Source organism: Halogranum gelatinilyticum, assembly GCF_900103715.1.
Classification (GTDB): Archaea; Halobacteriota; Halobacteria; order Halobacteriales; family Haloferacaceae; genus Halogranum; species Halogranum gelatinilyticum.
Map to the genome: position 1 here is coordinate 716,493 of NZ_FNHL01000002.1, position 26,311 is coordinate 742,803.

Below are 26,311 nucleotides of genomic sequence, written 5' to 3' on the forward strand. Positions count from 1 at the left end.
GCCCGGTTCCGCGTGGTGTTGGGACTGTGAGCGAACCGTCCCCGAACTGAGGAGTCGCGTTAGAACGCCTGCAGGTCTTCGAGGACGGCCTCGGCACTGCCGTCGGCGATGACCTCACGCGCTTTTTCCAGGCCGGTTTCGAGGTCGTCGACGTCTTCGCGGGCGTAGATACGGAACGCCGCGTTGAGCGCGATGGCGTCGGCGAACTGGTCCTCGCGGTCGCCCGCAAGCACTTCTCTCGTGATCGCCGCCGAGTCGCCAGCGACGTCGTCAGGGTTCACTTCGAGGTCCTCGTTTTCGAAGTCCATGCCGTAGTTCGGCGTCTCGATCTCGTAGTCGGTGAACTCGCTGTCCGTCCATTCCGCGACCTTGGTGTAGCCCGGCCGGATGTCGTCGTAGCCCTCCATGCCCTGGAACATGATGACGCGGTGGAGGTCGTGGTGCTCGGAGGCGGTGAAGGTGTCCGTGACCTTCTTCGCGAACGCGAGATGGTAGAACGAGCCGAGATGGACGTCGGCGTTGGCGGGGTTCGCCAGCGTCTCGATAGTGTTGACGAAGGTGCGGACGCCCATCATGTCGCGGCGTTCCCAGAGGTCGTGGATGACGGGGTTGAACGCGGGCTGATAGTAGAAGCCGAAGCCAGTCTCGTCGACCATGTCGGCTGAGTCCGACGGCGTCAGTTCCGTGGCGATCCCGAGTTCGTCGAGGACGTGCTTGTAGGAGTCCTGTTTCTGCGTCGGCACGCGGTCGCCGGAGTGGACGACGACCGGCGTGCCGGCCGCGGCGGCGACGATGCCCGCGGCCGCGCCGAGGATGGCCGTGTCACCCTTGCCGTCGTAGTTGGCACCGCAGTCGACGGGGTCGGCGTCGGGTTCGGCGTACTCGACGTGTTCGCACATCACGTCGGTGTAGGCGGCGAGCTCCTCGGCGTTGTTGTGCTTCCAGCGGTTGGCGAGCCAGAAGGCACCGAGCGTCGTCTGGTCGGGTTCGCCCGCGAGGATGCGGCGCATCGCCTCCGTCGCCTGCTCGTGGGAGAGGTCTTCGGCGGATTTCGGGCCGGTCCCGCAGACTTCCGTCATCAGCCGCTTCAGGGGCCACTCTCCGAACTCGTCGCTCGTGTTAGACATACTCGGCCGTTGGGTTGGACGGCCCAAAAGCGTCCCGTTTGCGGGGGCGCGAGTCGTGTCGCGGCAGCGGGGAGAGCGACGGTCGGGTGGTATTTCGACAGCCGCAGGATGACATCGACAGCCTCGAACCGCGTCCGAAACAGGTACGTTCACCGACTCCTAAGCCCGGACAATGAGCGCGTTGGACGACGACTGGCGAGCGGGTCTCGACGACGTGGACGCCACACTCATCGACGAGTACCAGAGCGGCTTCCCCGTCGTCGAACGGCCGTTCCAGGTCGTCGGCGAGGCGTTAGGTATCGACGAGGCGGAGGCGTTGGAACGCGTCCGTGAACTCCGCGAGCGGGGTATCTTCCGGCGGTTCGGCGCGGTGTTGAACCCGCCGGTCATCGGCAGTTCGACGCTCGCGGCGGTGCAGGCACCCGAGGACCGCTTCGAGGAGGTCACCGAGATCATCAACGGCTACCGGCAGGTCAACCACAACTACCGCCGCGAGCACGAGTGGAACATGTGGTTCGTCGTCACCGCCGGGTCCCGAGAGACGCGCGACCGCATCCTCGACGAAATCGAGGAACGGACGGGCTGTGCGGTGCTCGACCTCCCGATGCTGACGGACTACTACATCGACCTTGAGTTCCCCGTCGTCAACCAAGACCGGTTCGCCCGCGAGAGCCTGAGCCACACCGAGGTCAGCGCGACGCGCATCAGCGAGGACGCGAAGGGCAACCTCTCGGAGCTGGAGGCCGCGCTGCTCGTCGAGATACAGGACGGCTTCCCGCTGTCGGCGACACCCTACAGCGACGTCGCCGACGCCATCGGTGCCGAGGTCGACGAGGTGCTCGCGGCCGTCGAACGGCTGCTCGCCGACGGCTGTATCAAGCGGATCGGCTGCGTCGTCAACCACGTCGTCACCGGCTTCCAGAACAACTGCATGGTCGTCTGGAACGTCCCGGACGACGAACTCGACGAGCGCGGCATCGAGGTCGGCCAACTGCCCTACGTGACGCTCTGTTATCACCGGCCGCGTCGGCCCGACCAGGACTGGGAGTACAACCTCTTCACGATGATTCACGGCCGGGAGGCCGACGCCGTCGACGAGAAGATCGACGAGTTGGCCGCCGACTACCTCCCCTTCGAGCACGAGCGGCTCTACTCGACGGAGACGCTGAAACAGACCGGCGCGCAGTACGAGGAACTCGTCGCGAGCGACGAGTAGCCCTCGCCGAGACCGACAGACGAAAGTTCTCGCGCGTCCGAGCACCGACAATGAGCGACGACGGCGTCAAGAAACCGAGCGACTTCGGCTCCGCGGACGCCCCGCCGGTCGAGGAGAAGCCGTACAAGATCATCTTCGAGGCGAACAAATGCTTCGGCGCGGGCAAGTGCGCCGAGGTCGCCGACAACTGGGAGATGGACCTCGCGAGCGGCCTCGCAAAGCCCAAGAGCTACTTCTTCGGCGAAGACGAGTTGGAGGAGAACATCCGCGCCGCCGAGGTCTGCCCGGCGAAGAAGGACCGCGGCGTCATTCACGTCATCGACCGCCGAACCGACACGGAGATCGCGCCGGATCCCCACGGTGACGGCACGCTGAGCGTCGACTGGTAGCCCGGTACCGAAAGTCCCTTCATTCGGTGCGGGGAACGGTCGATTGCAGCGCGAGGGTGGCTGAGCTAGGCCAAAAGCGGCGGGCTTAAGACCCGCTTCCGTAGGGATTCGAGGGTTCAAATCCCTTCCCTCGCACTTCTCCGACGAACGACAGTGAGGAGTGAGAAGTGCAGACTGAAGGGATTTGAAGCAGGGAGCGACTGGAAGGAGCGACCGTGGTTCAAATCCCGTCCCTCGCGGTTCGACGAAGACCGCCCGTCCAGAGACGCCATCCGGTAGTCTCCGACAACGACGCGTCACGAAAACTTGACTTCGTCGTCGAAAGGAGGAGGGTCCATACGGAGCTCATCCATCCCTCCTGCCCACGCCCACCGGATGGTAGGCATGAGCAATGGTTTTCTGTCGTCGCAAAAGCGTTACGAACTATCGAGTGTCACGGTGACGACACGGGCGGTGGAAGCCTGTCCATTACTTAGCCCGTAGTCGGCGAACTCCGTGGCAGCATGAACGGACGTTCGAGCGAGTCCCCACCGTCGACGACAGCGCGTGAGTTGATCAGATTCGAGTGTGTCGCCTGCGCTGTCAGCGTCTCGTGGCCTGCCGACGCAGACCGCGAACCGACCTGTCTGCGGTGTCGGGTGCAGATGTGTCGCGTCGGCGGCGCGTGAGCGGTGTCAGAGACGAGGGCCAGTCGTGACGCTGCCACAAGCTACACAAGGCAGGCGTAATTAGATGTCATTAGCCAGAATGACGACACCGCTTCCGGCAGTACCGACTCGGTTCGATCTGATTCTCTTCGTCATCGGAGCGACGCTTGTCGGGGGTGTCGTGGCCGGGGTTGTCTCGACGATTCCGATCTATCTGTCCAGCGGGCTGAGTTCGCTCGTTGCTTCGGTCGCGCTGTTCGACGGACTGGTTCGCCATCCGCCGACCAGCACTGAGTGAGCGGCACCACCGCTCTTCGGTATCGTGCTCGATAGAGAGACAGCACCGTCGCTCTCGGATATTGAGTGCGGAAAGGGATGGGCAGATGCGTCGGAAAGAGAGTCGGCATCTGCCGCCCTGAATTGGTCCCCGCTGACGCTTCGGCCCTCCAAAGCGAAGCGTCGATTACTGACAGACGCCAAGGATACTTAAGAATGCCGTCAGCGGCAGCGTTCGTCATCGTCGGCGAGTCGGCCGCGCGGCTGTGTCGCCGACGCGACGCTCTGCGGTCGGGTCGAGAGAACTGGCAGCCGGGCGACAGTCGGATTACGCCGTGTAGCGTCGGACCGCTTTCGCGAACTGCGGATGGAGAACGGGGTTGTCCTCGTCGTTCCGCGAGAGGAGCGTCCCGCCGTGTACCTTGTCTTCGAGCGTGCCGAGACGCTTCGTGACGGTTCGGTCGGTGTAGCCGGTCGCCTCGACCAGTTCGTCGATGGTGAGCGGGCCGTCGGCGTCGGCGAGTGCGGTCAGGATCTCCCACTCTGACTGGATCAGGCGATCGTTGAGGAGTTCGACCAGTCGGTCGACACTGCTCTCTGTAGACTGTGACATGGTTCCGAAAAGTACGGACGGCGATAAATGCGTTCCGTGTCCGGGACGTCACCTCTCGCATCCGCGTCGCCAGCGAGTGGGACGTCCGACCGAACACAACGTGCTTTTGCCGTCCGAAGCCCTCACTTCGCACATGTCCGAGCTACCCGACCGCGTCCGTCGCGCCTTCCGCGACCACAACGCGTTCGAGGAGACCGAACCGGGACGGTACGAGTCGGTCGTGACGGCGTTCGACGGCGTCGTCGACGTCCGACCCGGCGAGAGCGGAGACGTCGAGTACCACGTCACGGTTCGCGTCCCGATGTTGAACGGCGTGACCGAAGACCACGTCGCCGAAATCGTCGAAGAGGGCTGGTACGAGACCTTCGCGCTCCGCGTCGAGGACATCGGCGGCCTCACCGCCGGAGGACACGACCTCGACCCCGATGTCGAACGCGAGGGGACCGAGGCAGTCGTCCGCGTCTCGTTCGCCGACATCAACGAACGTCGCGGCGTCGACGACGCGGGTGCGGTCGTCGACTACGTCGAAGGCACCTACGTCCAGGGAATCATCCCCGGCTACGAGTATACCTCGCCCGTGACGTCGCTCATCGACGCCGCCCGTCAGTCCGGCGGCAGCCAGTCGGGACTGTAAGACCGAGCAGCTCCGAAAATCAGTGCCGTCGACGGCGCGAAACGGGTCTCTCGCTCGTCCGTTCCCGTGTTCAGTCCATCGAGATGTAGGTCTGGGTGTCCTCGACGCCGTCGATGGCCTGGATGTGGTCGGCGACGATGTTCTTCACCTGAGCCGGCGTGTCGACGTTGACCTTCACGATGAAGTCGACGTCGCCCGCGACGATGTGTGCGGAGTCGACACCCTCAATCTCTTCCATCTCGGCTTTCAGCCGGTCGGCCTCGCCGGTGTTGGCCTTGACCATGATGTATGCGGTCACCATCAGTGTCCACCCTCCATTGCGACCGCGGCGGACTCGTCGCCGACGAGCAGTTGCCGGACCTCCTCTAAGACGGAGAAGTCCGCGAGGACGGCGACGCGGTCACCCGTCTCCAGGGAGTCGTCGGGGAGGGGAATCCCCATCGAGTCGCCGTCTTTGCCGAACGCGAGGACGCGTGCCTGTGCGGGGAGCGCGACTTCGCTGATGGTGTAGCCGTTCATCGGAGACTCGTCGGTGATGGTGAAGAGGACGACCTGGAGATGTTGGGCGATGTCGGCGATTGCTCTGACGGAACCGCCAAGGAGTGCGTTCTTCGCGCCGATGGCACCGAGCCGTTCGGGATAGACGATCTCGTCGACCTCGTCGGCGTACTTCTGGTAGATCTCCTCGCGGTAGTCCTCGTCGATGCGCATCACGGTCCGACAGTCGTGGTGCTTGGCGATCATGCACGCCGCGAAGTTGACGTTCAAGTCGGCCGTCAGCGCGCCGACCGCGTCGGCTTCGTCGACGCCAGCCTCCTCTAAGAGCGCTTCGTGGGCGCCGTCGCCTTGGAAGACCTCGAAGCCCGCCGTCCGCGCCCGTTCGGCGATATCCGTGTCCAACTCGATGAGCGTTACCTCGTGGCCTTCCTCACGTAAGACACGTGCCGTGCGGAGGCCAACCCGTCCTGCACCTATGATAACGAACCGCATGGCACACCGTACGACAGCGGACATGAATAACCTTGCCCCGGTGAGGGGTTCACCGGAGTCCGAAACCGGAGTAAGGCTTTTGCCATGTGGGTCACTATCACACCCGTATGGTTCACGCGTTTATCATGGTGAAGACGGCCGCTGGCGAGTCCGAGGGACTGCTCGACTCGATCCGCGGACTCGGCGAGATCGCGGAGGCACACATCGTTGCCGGTAACTGGGACATCATCGCCGAACTCGACACCGAGGAGGTCTACGACGTACTCAAGACCTCCTCCAGCGAGATTCAGGGACTCAAAGGCGTCAACGACGCGAAGACCTACATCTCTCTGGACGACTGAGAACGAGAACGACCAGACGGCTTTTTGTGAGCGTAGAGTGACGTATCGAACGATGCCCTCCCCACGGTCGTCACCGCCAGAGACGTCGGCGGCGTCACCCGACACGCCGTCGCCGAACACGCCCGGACAGTCGTCGGTGAGGCTCGAACTCCTGTTCTACCTCGGGGGACTGGTCCTCCTCGGAGCGCTCACGCCACACCTCCTCGGGGACTCGTCCCCATTCACCGTGGCCGGTCTCCTCGCGTTCGGTCTCGGGTCGGCGGCGGGCGTCGTCGGGATGTGGGCCGACGGACTCAACAATGTCAGAGGGCGGGCGACACCGACAGGGAAGCAGATTGCACTCGTCTTCGGTCTCTGTGTGCTGGGACAGGGGTTGCTTCAGCTGGTTCCCGGCGGCGTGTTGGCCGCGAGCATCGGATTCATCGGGTCGCTCGCGACGGTGCGGATGGTACAGGTCGCGACCGGCCAGTATCCCTGAGACAAGAGAACTTCGTTCGGGGCGACTGTTCTCGACGACTATCGGCCGCTAACTCAGGTCCAACTCGTGTGGGTCGTGACGTGTGAGGAAGTCCTGTAGCTCCGCTTTCTGGTCTTCGAGTTGGGGTGGGAGGTCCGCGAAGACGAAGTCGAAGATGTCCTCGGGGTCGGGGTCCTCGACGGACTCGGCTTCCTTCACCGCGGCGGCGAGTTCTTCGTCGGCCTCGTCGTACACTGACTCGACGAACTCGTCGTCGACGACGCCCTGTTCTCGCAGATATTCCTCGTAGCGTTCCAGCGGGTCGCGTTTGCGCCACTCCGGGATGTCGGGGTCCTCGTCGCGGTAGCGACTCGGGTCGTCGGCGGTCGTGTGCGCGCCCTGTCGGTAGGTCAGACTCTCGACGAGCACCGGGTCGCCCTCGCGGGCACTCCGCAGACAGTCCCGAACCATCTCGTAGACGGCGAGGGGGTCGTTGCCGTCGACCTGCACGCCCTCCATCCCGTACGCCTCGGCCTTGACGGCGATAGACTCGCTCGCAGTCTGTCGTTCCTGGGGGAGCGAGATGGCCCAGCCGTTGTTCTCACAGAAGAAGACGACCGGCGCGTCGAAGACGCCCGCGAAGTTCATCCCCTCGTGGAAGTCGCCCTCGCTGGTCGCGCCGTCGCCGAAACAGACGAGCATGGCTTCGTCGTTGCCGCTGTAGTTCCGGGCCATCCCCGCGCCCGCGGCGTGGGGAATCTGCGTCGCGATGGGGACGGCCTGGGGAAAGACGGGGACGTCGTGCTCGGAGTGGTACTCGGCGTGGCCACGGCGGAAGAGGAAGATGTCGGAGGGCGGGACGCCGCGGGCGAGCTGGAGGGCGTTCGAGCGGTAGGTCGGGAAGAGCCAGTCGTCCTCGGCCATCGCGTGGGCCGCGCCGACCTGCGAGGCCTCCTGCCCCTTGAACGGCGGATAGCCGCTCATCCACCCGCGACGCTGGAGGGCGAGCGACCGCTCGTCGAACCGACGGGTCCGGACCATGTCCCGGTAGAGCGCGCGAGCCTCCTCGGCCGAGACGTCGGTCTCGTCGAAGGCCCGTTCGCCGATACATCGATGCATGACCGGTGGGTCACGGTCGACGGTGATAAATGGGGCGGAAGGCACGACGGCGGCGACGCCGCGAGGGCGAGGCTCATCGCCCGTGTTCCCGCCCTGGCGTGCTGGTTCCGACAGGGCAAAGTCGCCTGCCGCCCTACCTCGGCTATGGTCTCGGTCATCAACCTCGTCCTCCTCGGGGTCGTCATCGTCCTGCACACGCTGATTGCCGCCGTGATGACCCGCTTCTTCCGCATCCGGCTGAAGACGCAGTGGGGGTCAGTGCTCTACGCGATTCTCCTCATCCCGGTCGTTCTCTTCGTCACGACGCTCGTCTTCTCGGGCGTCCTCGGTATCGGCGTCGACCTCGGCAGTCCGGCCGCCGCGCTCGGCATAATGATCGGAATGCCGCTCGCACTCGGATTCACCATCGACGTGCTCTACATCCCCTCGCCCGATGAGTACGACCTGCCGGACACGCGGTGACGTGCCCTTAGATACAGTCAGAGCCGATAGACGACCGCTTCGTATGGCCGGAACTCCTGTCCAGACGGCACTGCCGGGGCGTCGTCGTAGTTGCTCCGGAGCACCGCTGTGGGACTCTCTTCGACGAGGTCGGCGTCGACGGCCACGGACTCGCCGGACCAGTTGAGGACGACGAGAACCGTCTCGTCGTCGAGTGTCCGGGTGTACGCGTAGAGCTGTTCGTGGTCGGGGAGGAGGAGTTCGTACTCTCCGTAGACGAGGACCTCCTCGTCGTGTCGGAGGTCGATGAGCCGTCGGTAGTAGTTCCAGACCGAATCCTCGTCGGCTCGGGCCGCCTCGACGTTGATCTCCGGATAGTTCTCGTTGAGCGCGAGCCACGGCTCGCCGGTGGTGAAGCCCGCGTTCGCCGCGTCCGACCACTGCATCGGCGTCCGCGCGTGGTCGCGGCTCACGTAGTTCACGAACGCACGCAGGTCTTCGTAGGAGTCGGCCCGTCCGGCGTCGATGAGGTCTTCGATGGCACCCACCGTCATCGGGTCGTCGAGGTCCTCCAGTCGCTCGAAGTCGTCGTTCGTCATCCCGATCTCCTCGCCCTGGTAGACGAACGGCGTGCCGCGGACGGTCATGAGGAACGTCGCGAGCAGTTTCGCGCTCTCGACTCGGTACTCTTCGTCGTCGCCGAACCGCGAGACGATGCGTGGCTGGTCGTGGTTGCCCAGATACTGCGCGTTCCAAGCATCCTCTCCAAGTTCCGTCTGCCAGCGGGTCATGATCTCCTTGAACTCGGGGAGACTCCACTCGCCCCAGCCGTCGGGGTCGAACCGCCCCCGGGGGCTGATGTCGACGTCCATATGCTCGAAGTGGAAGATCATGTCCAGCCCGTCGCCGTCCTCGCCGAGATAGTCGCCGGCCATGTCGACCGTCGTGTCCGACATCTCGGCGACGGTCAGCACGTCGTAGTTCGCGAAGGTTCGGTCGTACAGCTCGCGGAGATAGTCGTGGATACGAGGGCCGTGGCTGAAGACTTCGACACCCTTCGGCTCTCGGTCGGCAGTCCCGTCCGGAAGTCCCTCGGGCTTCGAGATGTAGTTGATGGCGTCGATGCGGAAGCCGTCGATGCCCTTCTCCAACCACCACTCGACGAGCGACGCGACCTCGTCGCGGACGTCCGGATTTCGCCAGTTCAGGTCGGGCTGTTTCTCGTCGAAGAGGTGGAGATACCACTGTTCGCGCAGTTCGTCGTAGGTCCACGCCGAGCCACCCATGAACGACCCCCAGTTGTTCGGGGGGACCGGCTCGCCGTCCTCGTCGACGTCGCCGTCGCGCCAGTAGTAGTAGTCCTCGTAGCCGTCCTCGCGTCGCCGCGACCGCTGGAACCACTCGTGCTCGTCGGAGGTGTGGTTGACGACGAGGTCCATGAGCAGTCGGATGTCGTGGGCGTGCAGTTCCGCGAGGAGTGCCTCCCAGTCGGCCATCGTCCCGAACTCCGGCATGATGGAGCGGTAGTCGCCGATGTCGTAGCCGTTGTCGGCGTTCGGCGAATCGTAGACCGGACACAGCCAGATGACGTCGACGCCGAGGTCCGCGAGATACTCGACTCGCTCGGTGATGCCCTGCAAGTCGCCGACTCCGTCGCCGTCGCTATCGTTGAAGCTGCGCGGATAGATCTGGTAGACGACCGCCTCCTTCCACCACTGATGGTCCGGACTCCCGTCAGTATTCATGACAGTACCACTCTGCGGCGACGTGAGAAGCGTTTCCCCTGAATCGGGGGGTTCGTCTCCCAGCCGACTCAGGACGCCTCGGACTCGATGGCGTCGCAGGCGTCGATGACGACTTCCGGCGCGTCGAGCAGATGCGTCTCCATGTAGCCGCCCTCGCCGCGACCCGCGCCCTTCCGCTTGCGCTCGATGATTTCGAGGAACTCCAGTTCGTGCAGGAGGTCGCGCACGCGACGCCACGAGAGCGGGTCCGAACTGTACTGCTCGGTACAGATCTGTCGGTAGAGCTGGTTGACGTCGCTGGACTTGACCGCCTTGTCGTCGGCCATCCGCTGGTCGAGGAGGGCGACAGACTTCAGGACGTACCGTGAGTGTGGCGGCTGTTCGGTCAGGACTTCGATGAGATGGTCGCGTTCGGTCTGGACCTGTGCGGCGTCGACGTGGCGTTCGTAGACCGTCTCGGCCTGCTCCTCTTGGGCCATCTCGCCAGCAGTACGAAGAATGTCGATGGCCTTCCGGGCGTCACCGTGTTCGCGCGCGGCGAGCGCGGCCGCACGGGGGATGACACCCGCTTCGAGGACGCCGTCTTTGAACGCGCCGTCGCGAGCTTCCAGAATCTTCTCGATCTGGTTGGCGTCGTAGGGCGGGAAGACGAAGTCGCGCTGGCAGAGACTGGAGCGGGCGCGCTCGTTGAGGCGGTCTTTGAACCGCGGCTTGTTGCTGATGCCGATGATGCCGAGTTTGCAGGACTGAATCTTCTCGGCCTCAGCAGCCCGAGAAAGGTTCATCAGCGCGGAGTTGGGGTCGTCCATCTTGTCGAGTTCGTCGAGGACGACGACGACGACGTCGTAGAGTTCGTCCATCACGCGCCAGGCGCGCTTGTAGCACTCAGAGGTGGAGACGCCGCTGGCAGGGAACGTCTCGCCCGTCACCTCCTGGTCGTTGATGGTCGAGCCGAGCGCGCGGATGACCTGCGACTCCGTGGAGTCCTGGAAACAGTCGACGTAGGCGACGCCGACAGAGACGTCGTTCTCCGAGGCGGCGGAGACGAGTTGGCGGGCCATGAACTTCGAACAGAGCGACTTCCCCGTCCCAGTCTTGCCGTAGATGAGGACGTTGTTGGGTTTCTGCCCCTCGACGGCCGGCTGGAGCCCCGTTGCGAGCGCGTTCAGCTGACTCTCGCGGCCGATGATGAGGCGTTCGTTGTCGGGGACGTGGTCGATCTGCAGGAGGTCCTTGTTGCGGAAGACCGTGGTGACCCCCTCGAAGTAGTTGGAGATGTCGCCCATCGTCTCTGTCTGACCGAGGCGACTGTCTTGAGTGTTTGGATGCACGCTTCCGCTGTAAGCACACGGTTCTCTCGGCCAGTATTCGCCGACTACGGGCGTTAGGGCGGAAGCCCGCGCACTCGGCCGACCGATGTTTCCGCTGTAACCGTCTCCGCGTGGTTCAACGACGGAAGGCTGCTCACAACGAGCCTCGACTGAGAGGGCGTGCGCGGGTTTCCGCTGTAACAACAGAGTGGGAGTCTGACGCTCGTCGGCGACGAGAGACGGAGTGTGGACGTGCGGATTTCCGCTGTAACGTCCGACCACGGCCGGTCGGTCTTTCGGACGATATGGAGTGTGGATGCGCGGGTTTCCGCTGTAACGAGTGAGTGACTGTGGGGAGTCGTTCGAGAGTCGAACGCCGTCGGTCGCGAGTGGTGGGAACAGTCGCCGGCAAGAAGGTCACTTTCGGTTCTCTCCACGACTGCTACTCGGTAAACCCGATCTTAGACGGCTGGACCGACCTGTCTCGGCGGTATCAGACGAACCTCACGTTCCGGTTTCATCTATCTCTGTCTAGTCTAGTCTCAACTCTAGTCATAATGTAGAATATGAATCTTACGGTTGTAGTGGCACAGCAATCGTAGAACAGTCGTTGCAGGTCCCACAGACACCGTTTTACAACGGAAACGTGCACCTCCGTCTTATGTTTATATACTCTTTCCAGAACCACCGAGAAGTACCCAGCACCCTCGCCGTACCTTCACCGTTTACAGCGGAAACACGCACTTACACTCTCCGAGTGGACTGTCCACGCGGTCACCGAGCGTTGGCCCGGAGAATCGACACCGACGTCTGTTCGTGACGGTTCTCCGAGTGTCGGTAGCCAGTGAGACGCACTCCATGACACGTCCGTGGTCGTCGCTGAAGACGCCCACCGAACCGATCACCCCGTCCAGTCAGTTGGTTTACAGCGGAAACCCGCACTCGCGCACTCTCGGTCTCCGTTCTCGAATCGACGACCGCCACAGATTCGAGCGTTACAGCGGAAACCCGCACTGACACTCTCCGTCGGGTCCACACGCTTCCGAGAATGGGTATTCGACGGCGACGTCGACAGCATCAACAGCCTGACAGCGGCGACGACGACGCCCAGACCGACACTGAGACCGACGACGATGACAACGACACCGACGACGACTTAGTCGAGCAGGTCGTCGATGGCGGCTTCGACTGCATCGAGCACTTCTTCGGGCGACTGGGTGGCGTCGACGCGGACGAACCGGTCCGGTTCGGCGTCGATGAGTCGTTCGTAGTTCGCACGGACCTGCGCGAGATAGCCCGCCTGTTCGAACTTGTTGGTCGCGCCGCTCCGCTCCGCTCCAGTCTCGGGGTCGACGTCGAGATAGATGGTCGCGTCGGGCGTCCGCGAGAAAGCCGCGTGAATCCCTTTGATGTACTCCAGCGGTCGCTTCAGTTCCGAGTCCGCCAGACTCGCTGCCTGGTAGGCGAACCGTGAGTCGGAGTAGCGGTCGGAGATGACGACCTCGCCGTCGTCGAGTGCGGGACGGACGACACGCGAGAGATGGTCGGCGTGGTCGGCAGTGAAGAGAAAGAGCGTCGCCAGCGGGTCGGCGTCGTCGTCACCGATGGCGCGGTTGACCGCGTCGCCGTACCACGACTCGGTCGGCTCGCGGGTGAAGACGACGTCCGGATAGGTGTCGTGCAGCGCCTCCCAGACGGTCGACTTGCCGCTGCCGTCGAGTCCTTCGAGCGTGATGAGCATGGCCGAGGAGAGTCGGTGTCGCGGGTTAAATGTTCATAGCTTCGGTCCTCCACTCACCGCCCGATTCACTGCCCGATTCACCGTGGGACGCACCGCCTGATGCACCACCTGACGCACCGCGTTCACGACACCCGAAGCGAGCCGCCCGTCGAAACCGGCAGACACGGCCGCCACCCGCGCGGTAGCTTTACGTCTGTTCCGCGATAATTCTGGACTATGCACGTACTGGTCGTCGGCGGGAGCGGCTTCATCGGCACGAACCTGAGCACAGAACTCGTCGACCGCGGTCACGAGGTGACCGTCCTCTCGCGGAATCCCGGAGACGACGAGCTTCCGGCGGGCGTCGAGACGGTCGCGGGCGACGTGACCGACTACGACAGCATCGAGGGGGCCTTCGAGGGCAAGGACGCGGTCGTCTACCTCGTCGCCCTCTCGCCGCTGTTCAAGCCGAAAGGCGGCGACGACAAACATCTCGAGATCCACCTCGGCGGGACCGAGAACTGCGTCAAGGCCGCCGAAGCCCACGGCGTCAAGCGGTTCGTCCAGATGAGCGCGCTCGGTGCCGACCCCGAGGGGCCGACGGCCTACATCCGCGCGAAGGGGAAGGCCGAAGACATCGTGGAGGCCTCGGACCTGGAGTGGACGACCTTCCGTCCCTCGGTCGTCTTCGGCGACGGCGGGGAGTTCGTCTCCTTCACGAAGAAGCTCGCACCGCCGTACATCACGCCGCTGCCCGGCGGCGGCAAGACGCGGTTCCAGCCTATCTGGGTCGGCGACCTCGTCCCGATGCTCGCGGACGCGCTCGAAGACGACGAGCACGTCGGCAAGACCTACGAGGTCGGCGGTCCGGAGAAACTCACCCTCGCCGAGGTCGCGAAACTCGCCCACGGCGCGGAGGGACGCTCCGTGACGGTCGTCCCCGTCCCGATGGGACTCGCCGGAATCGGTCTCTCGATCGGCGGTGCCATCCCCGGCTTCCCGATGGGGGCCGACCAGTACCGCTCGCTGAAGTTCGACAACACCACCGCCGACAACGACGTCGGCGCGTTCGGGACGGATGAGTCCGAGCTGACGACGCTGTCGGCGTATCTGGGCTGAGACGGGACCCCCCACCGTCTGGGTCGTGGCGACGTCGACCGAGCCGCTCGGTCCAGGCGACCGCCGACAACGACTCCACAGGATTCCACGGGCACCACCGCCCGTTCCGAGATATTCTGTCGGCGTGTCAACGACCATATCTCTCGGACAAACAGCATATTTTCAGCGCGATCTCTGTCGTCATCTATCGGGCTTTTTGATGCGGCGTTCCACAGCGTCCCCAGTGGCAGACGGACGTCAGACGATCGGCCAACTGGCCGACAGAGGCCCGCTAGTTCGTGATTAGGGTCGAAAGAGTCTCGCAGCTCGGACTTTCAGCCATCACAAAATTTATCCCTCCTATCCACTTGGGATTCAGGCAATGAAGAGGGGAACGCACGAATGAAGCTGGCCATGATCGGATTCGGGCAAGCCGGTGGTAAAATAGTCGACAAGTTCGTGGAGTACGACAAGCGACACAACTCGGGCATCGTGAAGGCGGCCGTCGCCGTCAACACGGCGAAGGCCGACCTGATGGGACTCAAGCACATCCCTAAGGAGAAGCGCGTCCTCATCGGGCAGTCGCGTGTCAAGGGCCACGGTGTCGGTGCCGACAACGAACTCGGCGCGGAGATCGCCGAAGAGGACGTCGACGAGGTCCAGAGTGCCATCGACTCGGTCCCCGTCCACGAGGTCGACGCTTTCCTGGTCGTCTCCGGACTCGGCGGCGGGACCGGGAGCGGTGGCGCGCCCGTTCTCGCGAAGCATCTGAAGCGCATCTACACCGAACCCGTCTACGGACTCGGCGTGCTTCCGGGCAGCGACGAGGGTGGCATCTACACGCTCAACGCCGCACGCTCCTTCCAGACGTTCGTCCGCGAGGTCGACAACCTGCTCGTCTTCGACAACGACGCCTGGCGGAAGACCGGCGAATCGGTCCAGGGCGGCTACGACGAGATCAACGAGGAGATCGTCAAGCGCTTCGGCATCCTGTTCGGTGCCGGTGAGGTCACCGGCGGCGAGGTCGCAGAGAGCGTCGTCGACTCCAGTGAGATTATCAACACCCTCGCGGGCGGCGGCGTCTCCACCGTCGGCTACGCCCGCGAAGAGGTCGAAGAGAAACAGAACTCCGGCGGCCTGCTCTCGCGGCTGACCGGCGGTAACGACGAGGACGACGGCCTCGACACCGCGCGCACGACGAACCGTATCACGAGCCTCGTGCGCAAGGCCGCGCTCGGCCGCCTCACGCTCCCGTGTGAGATCGAAGGTGCCGAACGTGCCCTGCTCGTCTTGGCCGGGCCGCCCGCCTACCTCAACCGGAAAGGTATCGAGCGCGGGCGGAAGTGGCTCGAGGAGCAGACCGGCAGCATGGAGGTCCGCGGTGGCGACTACCCGGTCACGGGTAGCGGCTTCGTCGCCAGCGTCATCCTGCTCTCGGGCGTGACGAACGTCCCGCGCATCAAGGAGCTCCAGCAGGTCGCCATCGAGGCCCAGGAGAACATCGACGAGATCAACCAGGAGAGCGAATCCAACCTCGAAAGCCTCGTAAACGACGATGAGGACGAGCTTGAATCGCTCTTCTAAGCTCCTCGTCGCCTGCCTCGTCCTCCTCGCGGCGGTGGCAGCCCCAGCGGCTGCCGTGTCGCTCGCGGACTCGGACGTCCCGAGCGAAGCAGAGGTCGGCACGCAGGTCAGTGCGACGGTGACGCTGGACGAACTCTACCAGAACCCACAGCTGGAGGCGTGGACCCTGCAGGGCCAGACGAACCTGACCGACGTCACCTGGACCGTCAGCTACTACGACCAGACCGGCTCGCAGGTCGACCAGGAGTCGACCGACGGTCAGAACATGACGGCTGACATCGCCGCCGCGGACGACGTGAGCGAGGTCCACGTGCGAGTCACCGGGACGGTTCCGGAAGTGACCAACTACAGCTACGACCCCGACCAGACGTTCCTGTTCGCGTCGCTGACGCAGGCACGCGACGGTGGCTCTAGCAACGCCATCGAGTCGTGGCAGGTCCACCACTATACCGAGGAGAGTCAGCCCGCCCGCGAGGCCATCGACGAGGCCGCCGCGGCGGTCGACTCCTCGGGCAGTGACGAGGCCGAACGGACCCTGAACAACGCGATCCGTGCCTACAACAACGCGAACGGTCCCAAAGGCTTCGAGCTGGCGACCGAACTCGCAAACGAGGCACAGTCGCAGGCCGAATCCGCCGAGCAGTCCGCCCAGACGACGCAGCTCGCCCTCTACGCGGTGGGCGGTCTCGTCGTCGTCGGTCTCATTGTCGGCGGCGTCTTCTGGTACCGCTCCCAGCAGGACAGCTACGACAAGCTGGGCTGAAGCCAGAAACTCCTTATCACTCTCTCTCCGTAGCGCCGGTATGCGCGTCGTCGTCCCGTTCGCCGTCGACCAGCCGAAGACGAGACTGTCGGCCACCCTCAGTGCCGACGAACGCCGGGTGTTCGCCCGCGCGATGCTCGCGGACGTGTTGGCCGCCGTCGACGCCACCGGCCACGAGCCGACGGTGTTGGCGACGGCCGAACTCGATGCCGACGCTTCCGCCGCGCTCCCCGACGACAGCGACGTCGTCGTCGACGACAGCCCGCTCTCGACGGCGGTCAACGACGTGCTCGCGACGGCCGAGGACCCGGTCGCCGTCCTCATGAGCGACCTGCCGCTGGTGAAGCCCGAGACCGTCCGGCGGCTGGTCGCGAAGTCGGGCGACGTCGTCGTCGCGCCCGGCCGCGGCGGCGGCACGAACGCGCTCGTCGTCCGCGACGCCGACTTCCGCGTCGATTACCACGGCGCGTCGTATCTGGACCACCGAGCGGCCGCTCGCGACGTCGGCGCGTCGCTCGGGACAGTCGACTCCTTCCGGCTCGCGACCGACGTCGACGAGCCGTCGGACCTCACCGAGGTCCTGATTCACGGCGACGGCGCGGCGGCCGACTGGCTCGTCGACGCGGGCTTTCAGCTCTCGGTCGACGAGGGGCGCGTCGGCGTCGTGCGGGAAGAAGAGCGGTCGTGAGTGCGGTCAGTCGCGCGACGATTACGTCCGGTCGACCTGCACCAGTTCCTCGGTCGCCATGTTGAATCCGGCATCCGGCTCGGCGAAGTTCGGGATGTCCTCCAGCGCGGCGTTGGCCGCCTCGGACTCCATACCCTCTCGGAGGTCGCCGGGGCTGTCGAAGTAGAGTTCGGCGACGGCGTCGTACTCGGCGCGGTCGGGGCTGAGCGCGAAGGCGACGGTGTACTTCCGGAGGTTCGTGATGTCCTCCGCGATGGGGACGTGTTCGTCCAGATAGTATTCCTTGAACTCCTCGAAGCTCGTGCCCTCCTTGCGGGTGAGGGTGATGACGAGTTTGATCATCCGTCCGCGTTTCGGCCGCCGGGAGTATAACCGTGCCGCGGCGAGTCGGGTGTGGGTCACGTTGCTGTCAAGACGGGGGCTGTCCATGACAGGAGGCCTTTTCACACTCCGGGTCCGAGCGGTGTCCATGTTCCCCGCGGCCGAGGAGTACGGAATCGACATCGAGGTTTCGGACGCCGCCGTCGAGCGATTGCTGTCCGTGACGCCCGCCGACGTCGAGGCCGCACCCGCGCTCACCTACTCGCGGAACGTCTTTCTGCCGTTGACGACCGCCTGCCGGTACACCTGCACCTACTGCACCTACTACGACGTGCCCGGAGAGGCGACGCTGATGTCGCCCGAGGAGATCCGCACCCAGTTGCGGATGGGTGCTGACGCCGGCTGTACGGAGGCACTGTTCACCTTCGGCGACAAGCCCGACGAGCGGTACACAGAGATCCACGACCAACTGGCCGAGTGGGGCCACGACTCTATCGTCGACTATCTCTACGAGGCCTGCGAGATGGCACTCGACGAGGGGCTGCTCCCGCACAGCAACCCCGGCGACTTGACCGAGAAAGAGTTCGAGCGACTCCGCGAGGTCAACGCCTCGATGGGCGTGATGCTGGAGACGACGGCCGACGTCGACGCTCACTCGGGCGGCCGACGGAAGACGCCGGGGCAACGGCTCAACACGATTCGCGCCGCCGGTCGTACGGACGTCCCGTTCACGACGGGCGTTCTCGTCGGCATCGGCGAGAGCTGGCGCGACCGCGCGGAGAGCCTACTCGCCATCAGGGAGTTGCACGAACGGCACGGCCATATCCAAGAGGTGATCGTCCAGAACGTCGTGCCGAACGAGCGGTCGGACTTCGAGGGACCGTCGCTGGAGACGCTGCGGCGGGTCGTCGCGATGGCGCGCGTCTGTCTGCCCGAGGAGGTCTCGGTGCAGGTGCCGCCGAACCTCGCGCCCGCCCGCGACCTGCTGGACTGCGGCATCGACGACCTCGGCGGCGTCTCGCCGGTCACGGACGACTACATCAACCCCGACTACTCCTGGCCCGCGCTGCAGGAACTCCACGACATCGCCGACGCCGGTGGCGTGCCGTTGTCGGAACGGCTGCCCGTCTACGAGCGGTTCCTCCCCGAGTCACTGGACGCCGCCGCCGACTGGCCGTGGACCGCCGAGCGCGTCCGCGAGGCACTGCTCGCCGCCGACGACGCGGGCCGTCGGTACCGGTCGCTCCTCGGCGAGTGACGGCCGACCACTTCTCCTCGGGAGCGTTCGCGCCGTACAGAACCGCCGTTGGCCGGTGCATTGATGGCTCTGCCGCCGTAACGCCGGGATAGACATGTTGCTGGACACCGCACTGACGGCCACGGTACCGTTGCAGACACTCCCGACAGGAGCCGAACTCGTCGACACGTTCGTCATCCCTGCGTTGACGTTCCTCGTCGGCTTCCTCGCCATCTACTTCCTCGGGAAGACGGTCCTCACGCCGGTCGTCAGACGCGTCCTCGACAGCAAGGGCTTCGACTCGTCCGTGAAGAGTCTCGCCGACAGCATCATGGGCGTCGTCGTCTGGGTGCTCGCACTCACCGTCGCGCTCACGCTCGCCGGATTCGGCGGCTTCATCGCCGCGCTCGGCGTCTTCGGCGGGGCCGTCGCGCTCGCCGTCGGTTTCGCCGCACAGGACCTGCTCGGTAACTTCGTCGCCGGGATCTTCATCCTGAAGGACAAGCCGTTCCAGGTCGGCGACTGGATCGAGGTCAACGACATCTCCGGCCGCGTGCAGGACATCGACCTCCGGGTCACGCGGGTCAAAACGTTCGACAACGAGCTCGTCACCGTCCCGAACGGCGACCTCGCGAACAACGCCTTGACCAACCCGGTCGCCTTCGACAAGCTCCGCCAGAAGTTCGTCTTCGGAATCGGCTACGACGACGACATCGAGCAGGCCAAAGACGCCATCCTGCAGGAGGCGAACGACCACGAGGAGATCCTCGCCGACCCCGCACCCGACATCCGCGTGACGGAACTCGGCGACTCCGCGGTCGGCCTCCAGACGCGCTTCTGGATCGACGAGCCGAGCCGCGGTGACTTCGTCCGCGTCCGCTCGGACCTCGTGCAGGCCGTGAAGGAACGCTTCGACGCCGAGGGCATCGATATGCCGTATCCGCACACGCAGCTCACGGGCGGTATCGATGTCGAAGGAATCCAGACCGCCTCCGCGACGCCGTCGGACGACTGAGCGCGCGTTGTCGACCTGCGATTTCTCCCGTTTTTTACCAGTGAGCGACGGCTCTCGCCGAGTCAGAACACGCTGTCTGCGGTCGCCGCGCCGACGACGCTGAACACCGAGCCGATGCTGACGGCCTTGAACGTCGTCGTCGCGGGCGAGGCCGCGGTGAACACGTCCGAGGCGGCGAACGCGAAGGCGAGGAGCGCGACCGAGAGATAGGAGACGGCGACGAGCGAGAGGAACCGGGTCGGAATCCCGGCGAGTTCGCCCTCCTCGTTGGCGTCGCGGTCCTCGTCGGCGCGGTAGAGCGTCCCGTAGCCGACGACGAGGACGAGACAGACCGTGACAGCCGCGTGATACCAGCCCATCGCCCGCGCGAGGTTCCAGACCTCCTCGGTCACGACGAACGGCCCGGCGAAGAGGAAGCCACCGACGACCTGCTGGGCCAGGTCGTCGATGCTGAAGTTGCCACGGAACACGCAGGCAGGTTCACGACGCACGGGAAAACCGCTGGTGGTTCGACTCCGCCGGAACCGACCGCGGCGTTCACGCAGAGGGCAGCGAGACTCAGATGTCGACGTAGTCGGGGACCCGTTTCCGGACGGCCGTGTAGACGACGCCGACGACCAGTCCCGCGACGGTGAGCGTCCGGACCGAGCCGCCGAAGTAGAGCAGCCCCGGCACCGACAGCAGGCCGGTCAACACCAGATCCTCGGGCGCGCCGTCGTAGCGAACCCACCGTTTCGGGACGAGCCACTGCCCGCGGGGGTGGAGGAACACCGCCTGGTCGGAGGGCTCGGCCCACGGCCGGGGTTCGGGACCCGCGCCGAACCAGTCGACGACGGAGTGGACCGCCGCAGACAGCGAGAAGAGCGCGAATGCCACCGTCGCCGCCGACGGCGACAGGGCGGCGAGGAGGGTCGCCGGGAGCGCGAAGAGCCAGTAGTAGACCGGAAAGTGGAGCGTCTTGCGGTGCTCGCCGACGAAGAGATCGAGGTCCGGGAAGATACCGCCCGCGATACCCGCGAGCGCGCCGACGGCGGCGAACTCCGGGGCGACGGCGAGAAGCGGGGTCGCGAGCACCACGCCCGTCGCGGTGTGGGTCGGACTCATCATGTCGTCATCGTCTCCCTCTCGGCACGCGACGGGTTTGGCTCTTACTTCCTCAGTCGTCGGCAGGAGCCTGTCCGCCGTCGTCGTTGCCACCGCTTCCGCCGTGTCGGCGGTGGCCCGCCCCGAGCATCGGTGAGCCGTCGGCGCGCGGGCCGAGCGTCGGGCCGTGTGGGCCGTCGTCCGGGTCGATGCGGCGACGCTGGCGGTAGTCGGTCGACCGTTCGACCGCGGGGCGGCCGATGGCCGAGATCATGTCGACGTACTCGTCGAAGGTGCGGTACTCGCCGTACTGGCCGCCCGCGCGCTTCGTGATCTCCTCGGAGAGGATGGTGCCCATGAAGTCGTCCGCGCCGCAGTTGAGCAGCTTCAGTCCTTTCGCGTTGCCGTATTTGACCCACGAGGACTGGATGTGGTCGACGTTGTCGAGGAAGAGCCGCGCGACGGCGATCATCAGCTCGTCCTCCGCGTCGGAGGCCCCGCCGTCGACGACGCCGTGTTCGTAGAGCGGCGTGTTCTGGTGGACGAAGGAGAGCGGGACGAACTCGGTGATGCCGCCCGTGCGGTCCTGCAGGTCGCGGACGACCTTCAGATGTTTCACGCGGTGCATCTCGTTTTCGACGTGGCCGTACATGATGGTCGCCGTCGTGTCCAGCCCCGCGGCCATCGCACCCTCCATCGCGTCGACCCAGTCGTCGGTCCGAATCTTGCCGGGGCAGATGACGTCGCGCACCTCGTCGACGAGAATCTCCGCGGCCGTGCCGGGCGCGCTGGCGAGTCCGGCCTGCTTCAGTTCGCGGTAGACGGACTCGTAGGGCCAGTCGGTGCCGCGCTTGGCGTGGTAGGCCTCCTCGGGCGTCATCGAGTGGAGATGGACGCCGTCTATGCTCATGGCCTCCATCTGCTCAACGTAGGTACCGGGGTCGGTGGTGTAGTCCGCGGGCGGCTTGTAGTTGACGTCCTTGTTCCCTTCCGCGACCGCGTTCCGGAGCATCTCGTGGTGTTCCTCGTTCAGCGCGAAGGCTGGATGCAGCCCCGACACCGAACAGACCTCGTAGATACCGAGGTCGAGCGCGTCGTCGACGATTTTGCGGGACTCCTCCGGGGTCTTGGTGAAGCCCGCGTGCTCCTCCTGATAACTCGTCTCGAACTGGTGGGCGGTGTCCTTGAAGTTACAGAAGAGACAGCCGACGTTGCAGGCGGTGGTGACGTTGTTGTTCAGGTTGGCGACGAAGGTCACCTCGTCGCCGACGACGTCGGCCCGGCGGCGGTCGGCGGCTTCGAGGACCCGCTCTTTCCGGACGGGGTCGATGCCGTCGACGTCGGTGCCGGTCGTCAGCAGCTCGACGCCGTCGTCGACCGTCAGCCGGTCGCCGTCTCGGGCCTTGGCGAGGGCGTTCTCGAACGCCTGGTCCGTCTCCGGCACGTGCGCGAAGTCGAGGTCGAGGTCGGATACTGACGGCCCAGTCATGGCCCGATGTGAGACACCAAGCCGACAAAAGTGGGTCGGTTACCGGAAACGCGCGTTTCAGCCGTCGCTGGCGGCCGACGGCGGACGCTTCGTCACGTCGGTGTGGGCGGCGACGACGTGCGTCACGGTCCCGCCGTCGTCTCTGATGGGCGTCAGCTCGACCTGCACGCGGAACTGTCCCGTCGAGGCCGTCGCCAGCACCGGTTCGGCGACGACCGACTCGCCGTTCTCCATCGCCGACGCCATCCGGTCGACCTGTTCGCCGTCGTCGTAGCGCGTCCGCCAGTTCGTCCCGACGAGGTCGTCCGCGCTCGCCTCGGCCATCGTCCGGAAAGCGTCGTTGACGTAGACGATCGGTTCGTCGTCCGCGCTCGTATCGACGATGTGGACGCCGACGGCCACGACGTCCAGTGCCCGGCTCTCCAGTTGGCGGCCAGCCGTCGCCGCCCCCTCGGCCGTGAGGTCGCGGACGATACAGACGTGGCCGCCGTCGTCCATCTGTGTCAACACCAACTGCTCGGGAATCATCCGTCCGTCCTTCGCGATACCGGTCGAGATGCCCCGCCACGTCCCCTCCTCGACCAGTTCGGGGAGAATCTCCTCTTCGAAGCGGCGGGCTTCCGACTCGGGATACAACACCCCCCAGTGCGAGCCGACGAGGTCCGCGCGGTCACGGCCGTAGACGGACGCGTACGCCTCGTTCATATATCGGTAGACGCCGTTCTCGTCGAGAATTCCGATGCCTTCCTGTGCCGATTCGATGGCGAGGAAGCTCCGCCGGACCTGCTTCTCCGCCCGGTGTTTCTCGACGAGGTTCGCCACCTGCTTCGCGAGGACGGGATACTCCTCGGTCCCGCCCTTCTGGAGATATTCGTCGACGCCCGCCGAGATGGCCTTGCTCGCGATTTCCTCGCTGCCCTTGCCGGTGAAGAGGACGAACGGGATGGACACGTCCGCCTCGCGTAGGCACTCCAACAGTCCCAGTCCGTCGAGGTCGGGCATATCGTAGTCGCTGACGAGGCAGTCGTACTCGCGGTCGGCGAGTTCGTCGAGCACCGCGGTCGGGTCCGTCAGAGCCGTCGCTTCGAGCGCGTCGAGTTCGCGCTCCAGAAACGTTGCCGACAGGTCGGCCATCGCCTCGTCGTCGTCGACAACGAGGACGCGTATCGCTCGCTCGTCGTCACCGAAAGGAGCGATGTCACCTGACTGCCACGGATGCATACGTGCTATCCGTGGAGTGGGCTTATAACACTGTGTCGTTTCAGCAGAGTATCCGAGAGACCGTGGCTGCTCAGCCGACGACCGAAACGAGTGCCGGGCCGACGACGACAAGAACCGCGCCGAAGACGAGCGACGAGCGGAGCCACTGGCCGCGGACGGCGGTCGCCTGCTCCTCGTAGATGCGGCGGCCCGCCCGCGGCAACACGAGATGCGCGAAGAACGCGTAGATGAAGAGCACGACGACGACCACCGAGAGGATGTGTGGTACCAGCTCGACGCCGTCGACCGCGACGAGTTCCGGGAAGGCCGCGCTCAGGAGTGCCAGACAGCCCGCGTAGAGCACACCGGCGACGATTCCCGCGCCGTAGTGGGCGACGTTGGCGTCGCGGAAGCGGACCTCGTCGGGCGTCGTCCGGCGGAGCACCGACGCGGCGACGTACGCCGGGGTGAACCCCTCCGGTTGGCGACTCATGGGAAGAAGCATGGCGACGGCGGCGATCAACCCAGCCACTGCACCCGCAGCCAACGTTCCCAAGAGCGTCAGCTGTGGCAGGGCGAGCTGTGTCACCACCTGGAGGCTACCCGGAGCCATCATCACCGAACAGTCGGTGTGAGGCTATAAGCCTACGGGACTCTCCGCGGAGACGGAGTGTCAGGTCCCGTGACGTCGCCGGAACGCCGTGACGTCGCCCGGAACGCGGCGTTCGGCGTGCGACGCACGGTGTCCGGCGTGGAACACACAGCGTGCGACGTGCGACACGCGTCCTCAGCCGTCGACGAGGTCCGCAACCGCGTTCCACGAGATGGCCGTCCGCGCACCGGCGGCGCGGGCGGCGAGTGCCCCACAGGCGTTGGCGACGGCGAGTGCCGTCGAATCGTCGTCGCCGCGGAGCCGACTGGCGAGAAAGCCCGCGGCGAAGGCGTCGCCCGCGCCGGTCGTGTCCACCGGGTCGACGGCGAAACCGGGGTGGGAGACGACCGCGTCGTCGCCGCGGCGGTTTTGGTCGTCGCTACTGACGTCGTCGCCACGGCGGACCTCGCCGCCACGCGCCCCGTGTTTCAGCACGACCGTCGTCGTCCCGTCGGGTCCCGCGTCCCACTGGTCGAGCGCGGTCGTCGCCTCGCGGTCGTTGAGGAAGACGAGGTCCGCGCGCTCGAGCGTCGCCGAGTAGTCGCGTTCGCCGAGGCGACGGCCGGGGTCGAAGCTGACGAGGAGACCGGCGTCTGCCGCCCGCTCGGCCAGTGCTGCGGCCGTCTTCGGCCGTTGGCTCGTCAGATGGAGAACGTCGGCGTCGGCGAGCAGCGTCTCCGAGAGATCGTCCGCGCGGAACGCTTCGTTGACGCCCGAGCAGCCGAGGACGAACACCTCGCCGTCGGCGTCGACGACGAGATACTTGACCGCCGTCTCGCCCGCAGCGGTCCGAACCGGATCGCAGTCGACGCCGCTCTCGGCGAGTTCCTTGGTGGTCGCGCGGCCGTGGTCGTCGTCGCCGACGCTGCCGAGCAGCGAGACGGGCACGTCGAGACCGGCCAGCCCGGCGGCGACGTTGGCCGCGCTCCCGCCGCCCGCGCCGGTCTGCGCCCGGATGGACGCCTCGCCGTCCGGCTCCGGCAGCCGATCGACGCGGAGCGTGATGTCCCAGTTGACGTGGCCCGCACAGATGACGCGCGACATATCTACCCAGAGACGCGCTGTCGCCCTAAAACCCACCGACGACGGACGGCCGCGTCGGTGCCGGCCGAGTGCGCCGCCAGCCGTCCGTCGACGGTCAGGCGATGGAGAAGAGCACGAGGTTGTGCGCGCCGGGACCGAGACCGACGGCGGCGACGAGTCCCAAGAGGAGATAGCCCTCGCCCGGCTCCTCGCGGACGTAGTCGGCCATGAGGACCACGACGAACGCGGCGACGAACAGTTTTACCAGGACGAACAGCCACGTCCCGCCGACGTATGGCGCGGTCGGCAGTGCCTGCCCGAATTCGATGATGATTCGCGAGAGCGGCGTCCGCTCGCTGAAGCCCAGCAGTTCGAGACCGACGGCGGTCGACACGCCGTCGAGGACGTGGCCGAAGAGCGCGAGGACGCCGACCGCGCCGGTGACCCGTGCCCCGGGTCGGACCCGGACGAGCACCACCCAGCCGGCTGCGGCGAGAACGGCCGCCCCGACGAGTGCGAGTCCGGGCCACGTCACGGCCAAGGAGCCGCGGTCGAGACCGACGCCGAGCGCGGCAGCAAGTGCCGGGAGGAGGACGAGTGTCCCCGTCGCGGCGAGGACGGTAGGCACCGTCTCCTCGTCGACGGCGGCGTCGCCCGCCAGCCAGACCGCGCCGACGAGGATACCCACGGAGATGTAGACGCTCGGCGTGCCCGCGAGCGGGTCCAAGAGAGCCGGTAACGCGCCGACGACGTGCAGGACGTGCAGGACCGAGCCGAGAACCATCCACGGCGCGAGCCCGAGGACGTGCCGACCGGTCACGGCGGGTCGGCGGGCACGGACGCCCGCGACGACACCGACCCCGGCGACGGCGAGGACGAGCAGGTAGGGCAGCGGCGGCAGCGCGAACCCCTCCGGGAGGATTTGCATGGGAGAACCCGCGTCACGTCGCGGTGAAAGCCTTACGGGATAGGCGTTGCTCGCTCGAAGAACAACTGTGGCGCGTGGCTTCGCGCCGTTTTATCGGCGCGTGACACTCGTGCGAGGGATGAGGAGCGCAGGGAGCGAAGCGACCGAGCACCGCAGTCGGTTGGGGAGGGCGTGGCTGTGGCGGGTGTCTTCGTGAGCGCAGCGA

At 65.7% G+C, this 26,311-nt stretch carries 28 protein-coding genes and 1 tRNA gene; 13 read left to right on the top strand and 16 right to left on the bottom strand.

Going from position 1 to position 26,311, the window contains the following annotated elements:
- Nucleotides 1-59: 59 nt before the first annotated feature.
- Nucleotides 60-1,127: an anthranilate phosphoribosyltransferase gene (locus tag BLR57_RS10145; RefSeq protein WP_089697401.1), complete on the bottom strand. Its 1,068-nt coding sequence runs from the start codon at nt 1,125-1,127 to the stop codon at nt 60-62.
- A gap of 172 nt (nt 1,128-1,299) precedes the next feature.
- Between BLR57_RS10145 and ahbB the strand changes: the two genes are divergently transcribed.
- The 3 genes from ahbB (at nt 1,300) to BLR57_RS10160 (ending at nt 2,867) form a co-directional block, all read left to right on the top strand.
- Nucleotides 1,300-2,343 carry a siroheme decarboxylase subunit beta gene (gene ahbB, locus BLR57_RS10150; protein WP_089697402.1) on the top strand — a complete coding sequence of 348 codons (1,044 nt, stop codon included), beginning with the start codon at nt 1,300-1,302 and terminating at the stop codon, nt 2,341-2,343.
- 50 nt (nt 2,344-2,393) lie between these two features.
- Entirely contained in the window at nt 2,394-2,732 is a 339-nt protein-coding gene (locus BLR57_RS10155) for a ferredoxin (RefSeq protein WP_089697403.1), read from the top strand.
- Nucleotides 2,733-2,782: 50 nt separating this feature from the next.
- Nucleotides 2,783-2,867: transfer RNA gene (locus BLR57_RS10160), tRNA-Leu, on the top strand.
- Between the two features lie 1,116 nt (nt 2,868-3,983).
- Here the strand turns inward: BLR57_RS10160 and BLR57_RS10170 are convergent.
- Entirely contained in the window at nt 3,984-4,268 is a 285-nt protein-coding gene (locus BLR57_RS10170; RefSeq protein ID WP_089697405.1) for a winged helix-turn-helix transcriptional regulator, read from the bottom strand.
- Nucleotides 4,269-4,401: 133 nt separating this feature from the next.
- Here BLR57_RS10170 and BLR57_RS10175 point away from each other — a divergent pair, with 133 nt between their 5' ends.
- Nucleotides 4,402-4,902, top strand: a complete 501-nt coding sequence (locus tag BLR57_RS10175; protein WP_089697406.1) for a DUF5813 family protein — start codon at nt 4,402-4,404, stop codon at nt 4,900-4,902.
- Nucleotides 4,903-4,972: 70 nt separating this feature from the next.
- Here BLR57_RS10175 and BLR57_RS10180 read toward each other — a convergent pair whose 3' ends face one another.
- Together BLR57_RS10180 and BLR57_RS10185 are read right to left on the bottom strand one after the other, a co-directional pair.
- Nucleotides 4,973-5,203: an Lrp/AsnC family transcriptional regulator gene (locus BLR57_RS10180; RefSeq protein ID WP_089697407.1), complete on the bottom strand. Its 231-nt coding sequence runs from the start codon at nt 5,201-5,203 to the stop codon at nt 4,973-4,975.
- Complete coding sequence (locus BLR57_RS10185) at nt 5,203-5,892, bottom strand: potassium channel family protein (RefSeq protein ID WP_089697408.1); 690 nt, start codon at nt 5,890-5,892, stop codon at nt 5,203-5,205. The genes BLR57_RS10180 and BLR57_RS10185 overlap by 1 nt, the downstream gene beginning before the upstream one ends.
- Before the next feature lie 107 nt (nt 5,893-5,999).
- On the opposite strand from BLR57_RS10185, the gene BLR57_RS10190 reads away from it, so the two are divergent.
- The gene (locus tag BLR57_RS10190; RefSeq protein WP_089697409.1) at nt 6,000-6,233 is read left to right on the top strand and encodes an Lrp/AsnC ligand binding domain-containing protein; all 234 of its coding nucleotides are present in this window, start codon (nt 6,000-6,002) and stop codon (nt 6,231-6,233) included.
- Between the two features lie 52 nt (nt 6,234-6,285).
- Nucleotides 6,286-6,711: a hypothetical protein gene (locus tag BLR57_RS10195; protein ID WP_089697410.1), complete on the top strand. Its 426-nt coding sequence runs from the start codon at nt 6,286-6,288 to the stop codon at nt 6,709-6,711.
- A 48-nt stretch (nt 6,712-6,759) separates the two neighbouring features.
- On the opposite strand, the gene pdhA is transcribed toward BLR57_RS10195, so the two are convergent.
- A complete protein-coding gene (gene pdhA, locus BLR57_RS10200; RefSeq protein WP_089697411.1) occupies nt 6,760-7,809 on the bottom strand; it encodes a pyruvate dehydrogenase (acetyl-transferring) E1 component subunit alpha in 1,050 nt (349 codons plus the stop codon).
- A 144-nt stretch (nt 7,810-7,953) separates the two neighbouring features.
- Between pdhA and BLR57_RS10205 the strand changes: the two genes are divergently transcribed.
- A complete protein-coding gene (locus BLR57_RS10205) occupies nt 7,954-8,271 on the top strand; it encodes a DUF7991 family protein (RefSeq protein ID WP_089697412.1) in 318 nt (105 codons plus the stop codon).
- 17 nt (nt 8,272-8,288) lie between these two features.
- On the opposite strand, the gene BLR57_RS10210 is transcribed toward BLR57_RS10205, so the two are convergent.
- The 3 genes from BLR57_RS10210 to tmk all read right to left on the bottom strand — a co-directional run bounded on the left by BLR57_RS10210 (nt 8,289) and on the right by tmk (nt 13,046).
- Complete coding sequence (locus tag BLR57_RS10210; RefSeq protein ID WP_089697413.1) at nt 8,289-9,995, bottom strand: glycoside hydrolase family 13 protein; 1,707 nt, start codon at nt 9,993-9,995, stop codon at nt 8,289-8,291.
- A gap of 68 nt (nt 9,996-10,063) precedes the next feature.
- Nucleotides 10,064-11,281: a Cdc6/Cdc18 family protein gene (locus BLR57_RS10215; protein ID WP_089697414.1), complete on the bottom strand. Its 1,218-nt coding sequence runs from the start codon at nt 11,279-11,281 to the stop codon at nt 10,064-10,066.
- Nucleotides 11,282-12,461: 1,180 nt separating this feature from the next.
- Nucleotides 12,462-13,046 (bottom strand): dTMP kinase, encoded by a 585-nt coding sequence (tmk, locus tag BLR57_RS10220; protein ID WP_089697415.1) that lies wholly within the window; start codon nt 13,044-13,046, stop codon nt 12,462-12,464.
- 216 nt (nt 13,047-13,262) lie between these two features.
- On the opposite strand from tmk, the gene BLR57_RS10225 reads away from it, so the two are divergent.
- The 4 genes from BLR57_RS10225 to cofC all read left to right on the top strand — a co-directional run bounded on the left by BLR57_RS10225 (nt 13,263) and on the right by cofC (nt 17,158).
- The gene (locus BLR57_RS10225) at nt 13,263-14,144 is read left to right on the top strand and encodes a complex I NDUFA9 subunit family protein (RefSeq protein WP_089697416.1); all 882 of its coding nucleotides are present in this window, start codon (nt 13,263-13,265) and stop codon (nt 14,142-14,144) included.
- A gap of 381 nt (nt 14,145-14,525) precedes the next feature.
- Nucleotides 14,526-15,707 (top strand): tubulin/FtsZ family protein, encoded by a 1,182-nt coding sequence (locus tag BLR57_RS10230; RefSeq protein WP_170830606.1) that lies wholly within the window; start codon nt 14,526-14,528, stop codon nt 15,705-15,707.
- A 55-nt stretch (nt 15,708-15,762) separates the two neighbouring features.
- Nucleotides 15,763-16,470: a hypothetical protein gene (locus tag BLR57_RS10235; RefSeq protein ID WP_170830621.1), complete on the top strand. Its 708-nt coding sequence runs from the start codon at nt 15,763-15,765 to the stop codon at nt 16,468-16,470.
- A gap of 40 nt (nt 16,471-16,510) precedes the next feature.
- Nucleotides 16,511-17,158 (top strand): 2-phospho-L-lactate guanylyltransferase, encoded by a 648-nt coding sequence (gene cofC, locus BLR57_RS10240; protein ID WP_089697418.1) that lies wholly within the window; start codon nt 16,511-16,513, stop codon nt 17,156-17,158.
- 21 nt (nt 17,159-17,179) lie between these two features.
- Here cofC and BLR57_RS10245 read toward each other — a convergent pair whose 3' ends face one another.
- A complete protein-coding gene (locus tag BLR57_RS10245; RefSeq protein ID WP_170830607.1) occupies nt 17,180-17,500 on the bottom strand; it encodes an EthD family reductase in 321 nt (106 codons plus the stop codon).
- 127 nt (nt 17,501-17,627) lie between these two features.
- Here BLR57_RS10245 and cofG point away from each other — a divergent pair, with 127 nt between their 5' ends.
- Both cofG and BLR57_RS10255 read left to right on the top strand, forming a co-directional pair.
- The gene (gene cofG, locus BLR57_RS10250) at nt 17,628-18,737 is read left to right on the top strand and encodes a 7,8-didemethyl-8-hydroxy-5-deazariboflavin synthase subunit CofG (RefSeq protein WP_089697657.1); all 1,110 of its coding nucleotides are present in this window, start codon (nt 17,628-17,630) and stop codon (nt 18,735-18,737) included.
- A 94-nt stretch (nt 18,738-18,831) separates the two neighbouring features.
- Nucleotides 18,832-19,731 carry a mechanosensitive ion channel family protein gene (locus BLR57_RS10255; RefSeq protein ID WP_089697420.1) on the top strand — a complete coding sequence of 300 codons (900 nt, stop codon included), beginning with the start codon at nt 18,832-18,834 and terminating at the stop codon, nt 19,729-19,731.
- Between the two features lie 62 nt (nt 19,732-19,793).
- Here BLR57_RS10255 and BLR57_RS10260 read toward each other — a convergent pair whose 3' ends face one another.
- The 7 genes from BLR57_RS10260 to BLR57_RS10290 form a co-directional block, all read right to left on the bottom strand.
- Nucleotides 19,794-20,201 carry a DUF2391 family protein gene (locus tag BLR57_RS10260; protein WP_089697421.1) on the bottom strand — a complete coding sequence of 136 codons (408 nt, stop codon included), beginning with the start codon at nt 20,199-20,201 and terminating at the stop codon, nt 19,794-19,796.
- Between the two features lie 88 nt (nt 20,202-20,289).
- Nucleotides 20,290-20,838 (bottom strand): hypothetical protein, encoded by a 549-nt coding sequence (locus BLR57_RS10265; protein WP_089697422.1) that lies wholly within the window; start codon nt 20,836-20,838, stop codon nt 20,290-20,292.
- Nucleotides 20,839-20,887: 49 nt separating this feature from the next.
- Nucleotides 20,888-22,303 (bottom strand): 7,8-didemethyl-8-hydroxy-5-deazariboflavin synthase subunit CofH, encoded by a 1,416-nt coding sequence (gene cofH / locus BLR57_RS10270; RefSeq protein WP_089697423.1) that lies wholly within the window; start codon nt 22,301-22,303, stop codon nt 20,888-20,890.
- Between the two features lie 57 nt (nt 22,304-22,360).
- Nucleotides 22,361-23,524, bottom strand: a complete 1,164-nt coding sequence (locus BLR57_RS10275; RefSeq protein WP_089697424.1) for a PAS domain-containing response regulator — start codon at nt 23,522-23,524, stop codon at nt 22,361-22,363.
- A 70-nt stretch (nt 23,525-23,594) separates the two neighbouring features.
- The gene (locus tag BLR57_RS10280; protein WP_089697425.1) at nt 23,595-24,116 is read right to left on the bottom strand and encodes a hypothetical protein; all 522 of its coding nucleotides are present in this window, start codon (nt 24,114-24,116) and stop codon (nt 23,595-23,597) included.
- A gap of 174 nt (nt 24,117-24,290) precedes the next feature.
- Nucleotides 24,291-25,199, bottom strand: a complete 909-nt coding sequence (locus BLR57_RS10285) for an ATP-dependent ribose-1-phosphate kinase (protein WP_089697426.1) — start codon at nt 25,197-25,199, stop codon at nt 24,291-24,293.
- Nucleotides 25,200-25,293: 94 nt separating this feature from the next.
- A complete protein-coding gene (locus BLR57_RS10290; RefSeq protein ID WP_089697427.1) occupies nt 25,294-26,106 on the bottom strand; it encodes a DUF63 family protein in 813 nt (270 codons plus the stop codon).
- Between the last annotated feature and the right edge of the window lie 205 nt (nt 26,107-26,311).

Coding starts and splice junctions, on each gene's coding strand:
- BLR57_RS10145 (WP_089697401.1), bottom strand. CDS start 1,127: ATGTCTAACACGAGCGACGAGTTCGGAGAGTGGCCCCTGAAGCGGCTG.
- ahbB (WP_089697402.1), top strand. CDS start 1,300: ATGAGCGCGTTGGACGACGACTGGCGAGCGGGTCTCGACGACGTGGAC.
- BLR57_RS10155 (WP_089697403.1), top strand. CDS start 2,394: ATGAGCGACGACGGCGTCAAGAAACCGAGCGACTTCGGCTCCGCGGAC.
- BLR57_RS10170 (WP_089697405.1), bottom strand. CDS start 4,268: ATGTCACAGTCTACAGAGAGCAGTGTCGACCGACTGGTCGAACTCCTC.
- BLR57_RS10175 (WP_089697406.1), top strand. CDS start 4,402: ATGTCCGAGCTACCCGACCGCGTCCGTCGCGCCTTCCGCGACCACAAC.
- BLR57_RS10180 (WP_089697407.1), bottom strand. CDS start 5,203: ATGGTGACCGCATACATCATGGTCAAGGCCAACACCGGCGAGGCCGAC.
- BLR57_RS10185 (WP_089697408.1), bottom strand. CDS start 5,892: ATGCGGTTCGTTATCATAGGTGCAGGACGGGTTGGCCTCCGCACGGCA.
- BLR57_RS10190 (WP_089697409.1), top strand. CDS start 6,000: ATGGTTCACGCGTTTATCATGGTGAAGACGGCCGCTGGCGAGTCCGAG.
- BLR57_RS10195 (WP_089697410.1), top strand. CDS start 6,286: ATGCCCTCCCCACGGTCGTCACCGCCAGAGACGTCGGCGGCGTCACCC.
- pdhA (WP_089697411.1), bottom strand. CDS start 7,809: ATGCATCGATGTATCGGCGAACGGGCCTTCGACGAGACCGACGTCTCG.
- BLR57_RS10205 (WP_089697412.1), top strand. CDS start 7,954: ATGGTCTCGGTCATCAACCTCGTCCTCCTCGGGGTCGTCATCGTCCTG.
- BLR57_RS10210 (WP_089697413.1), bottom strand. CDS start 9,995: ATGAATACTGACGGGAGTCCGGACCATCAGTGGTGGAAGGAGGCGGTC.
- BLR57_RS10215 (WP_089697414.1), bottom strand. CDS start 11,281: ATGGGCGACATCTCCAACTACTTCGAGGGGGTCACCACGGTCTTCCGC.
- tmk (WP_089697415.1), bottom strand. CDS start 13,046: ATGCTCATCACGCTCGAAGGACTCGACGGCAGCGGCAAGTCGACCGTC.
- BLR57_RS10225 (WP_089697416.1), top strand. CDS start 13,263: ATGCACGTACTGGTCGTCGGCGGGAGCGGCTTCATCGGCACGAACCTG.
- BLR57_RS10230 (WP_170830606.1), top strand. CDS start 14,526: ATGAAGCTGGCCATGATCGGATTCGGGCAAGCCGGTGGTAAAATAGTC.
- cofC (WP_089697418.1), top strand. CDS start 16,511: ATGCGCGTCGTCGTCCCGTTCGCCGTCGACCAGCCGAAGACGAGACTG.
- BLR57_RS10245 (WP_170830607.1), bottom strand. CDS start 17,500: ATGATCAAACTCGTCATCACCCTCACCCGCAAGGAGGGCACGAGCTTC.
- cofG (WP_089697657.1), top strand. CDS start 17,628: ATGTTCCCCGCGGCCGAGGAGTACGGAATCGACATCGAGGTTTCGGAC.
- BLR57_RS10255 (WP_089697420.1), top strand. CDS start 18,832: ATGTTGCTGGACACCGCACTGACGGCCACGGTACCGTTGCAGACACTC.
- BLR57_RS10265 (WP_089697422.1), bottom strand. CDS start 20,838: ATGATGAGTCCGACCCACACCGCGACGGGCGTGGTGCTCGCGACCCCG.
- cofH (WP_089697423.1), bottom strand. CDS start 22,303: ATGACTGGGCCGTCAGTATCCGACCTCGACCTCGACTTCGCGCACGTG.
- BLR57_RS10275 (WP_089697424.1), bottom strand. CDS start 23,524: ATGCATCCGTGGCAGTCAGGTGACATCGCTCCTTTCGGTGACGACGAG.
- BLR57_RS10280 (WP_089697425.1), bottom strand. CDS start 24,116: ATGGCTCCGGGTAGCCTCCAGGTGGTGACACAGCTCGCCCTGCCACAG.
- BLR57_RS10285 (WP_089697426.1), bottom strand. CDS start 25,199: ATGTCGCGCGTCATCTGTGCGGGCCACGTCAACTGGGACATCACGCTC.
- BLR57_RS10290 (WP_089697427.1), bottom strand. CDS start 26,106: ATGCAAATCCTCCCGGAGGGGTTCGCGCTGCCGCCGCTGCCCTACCTG.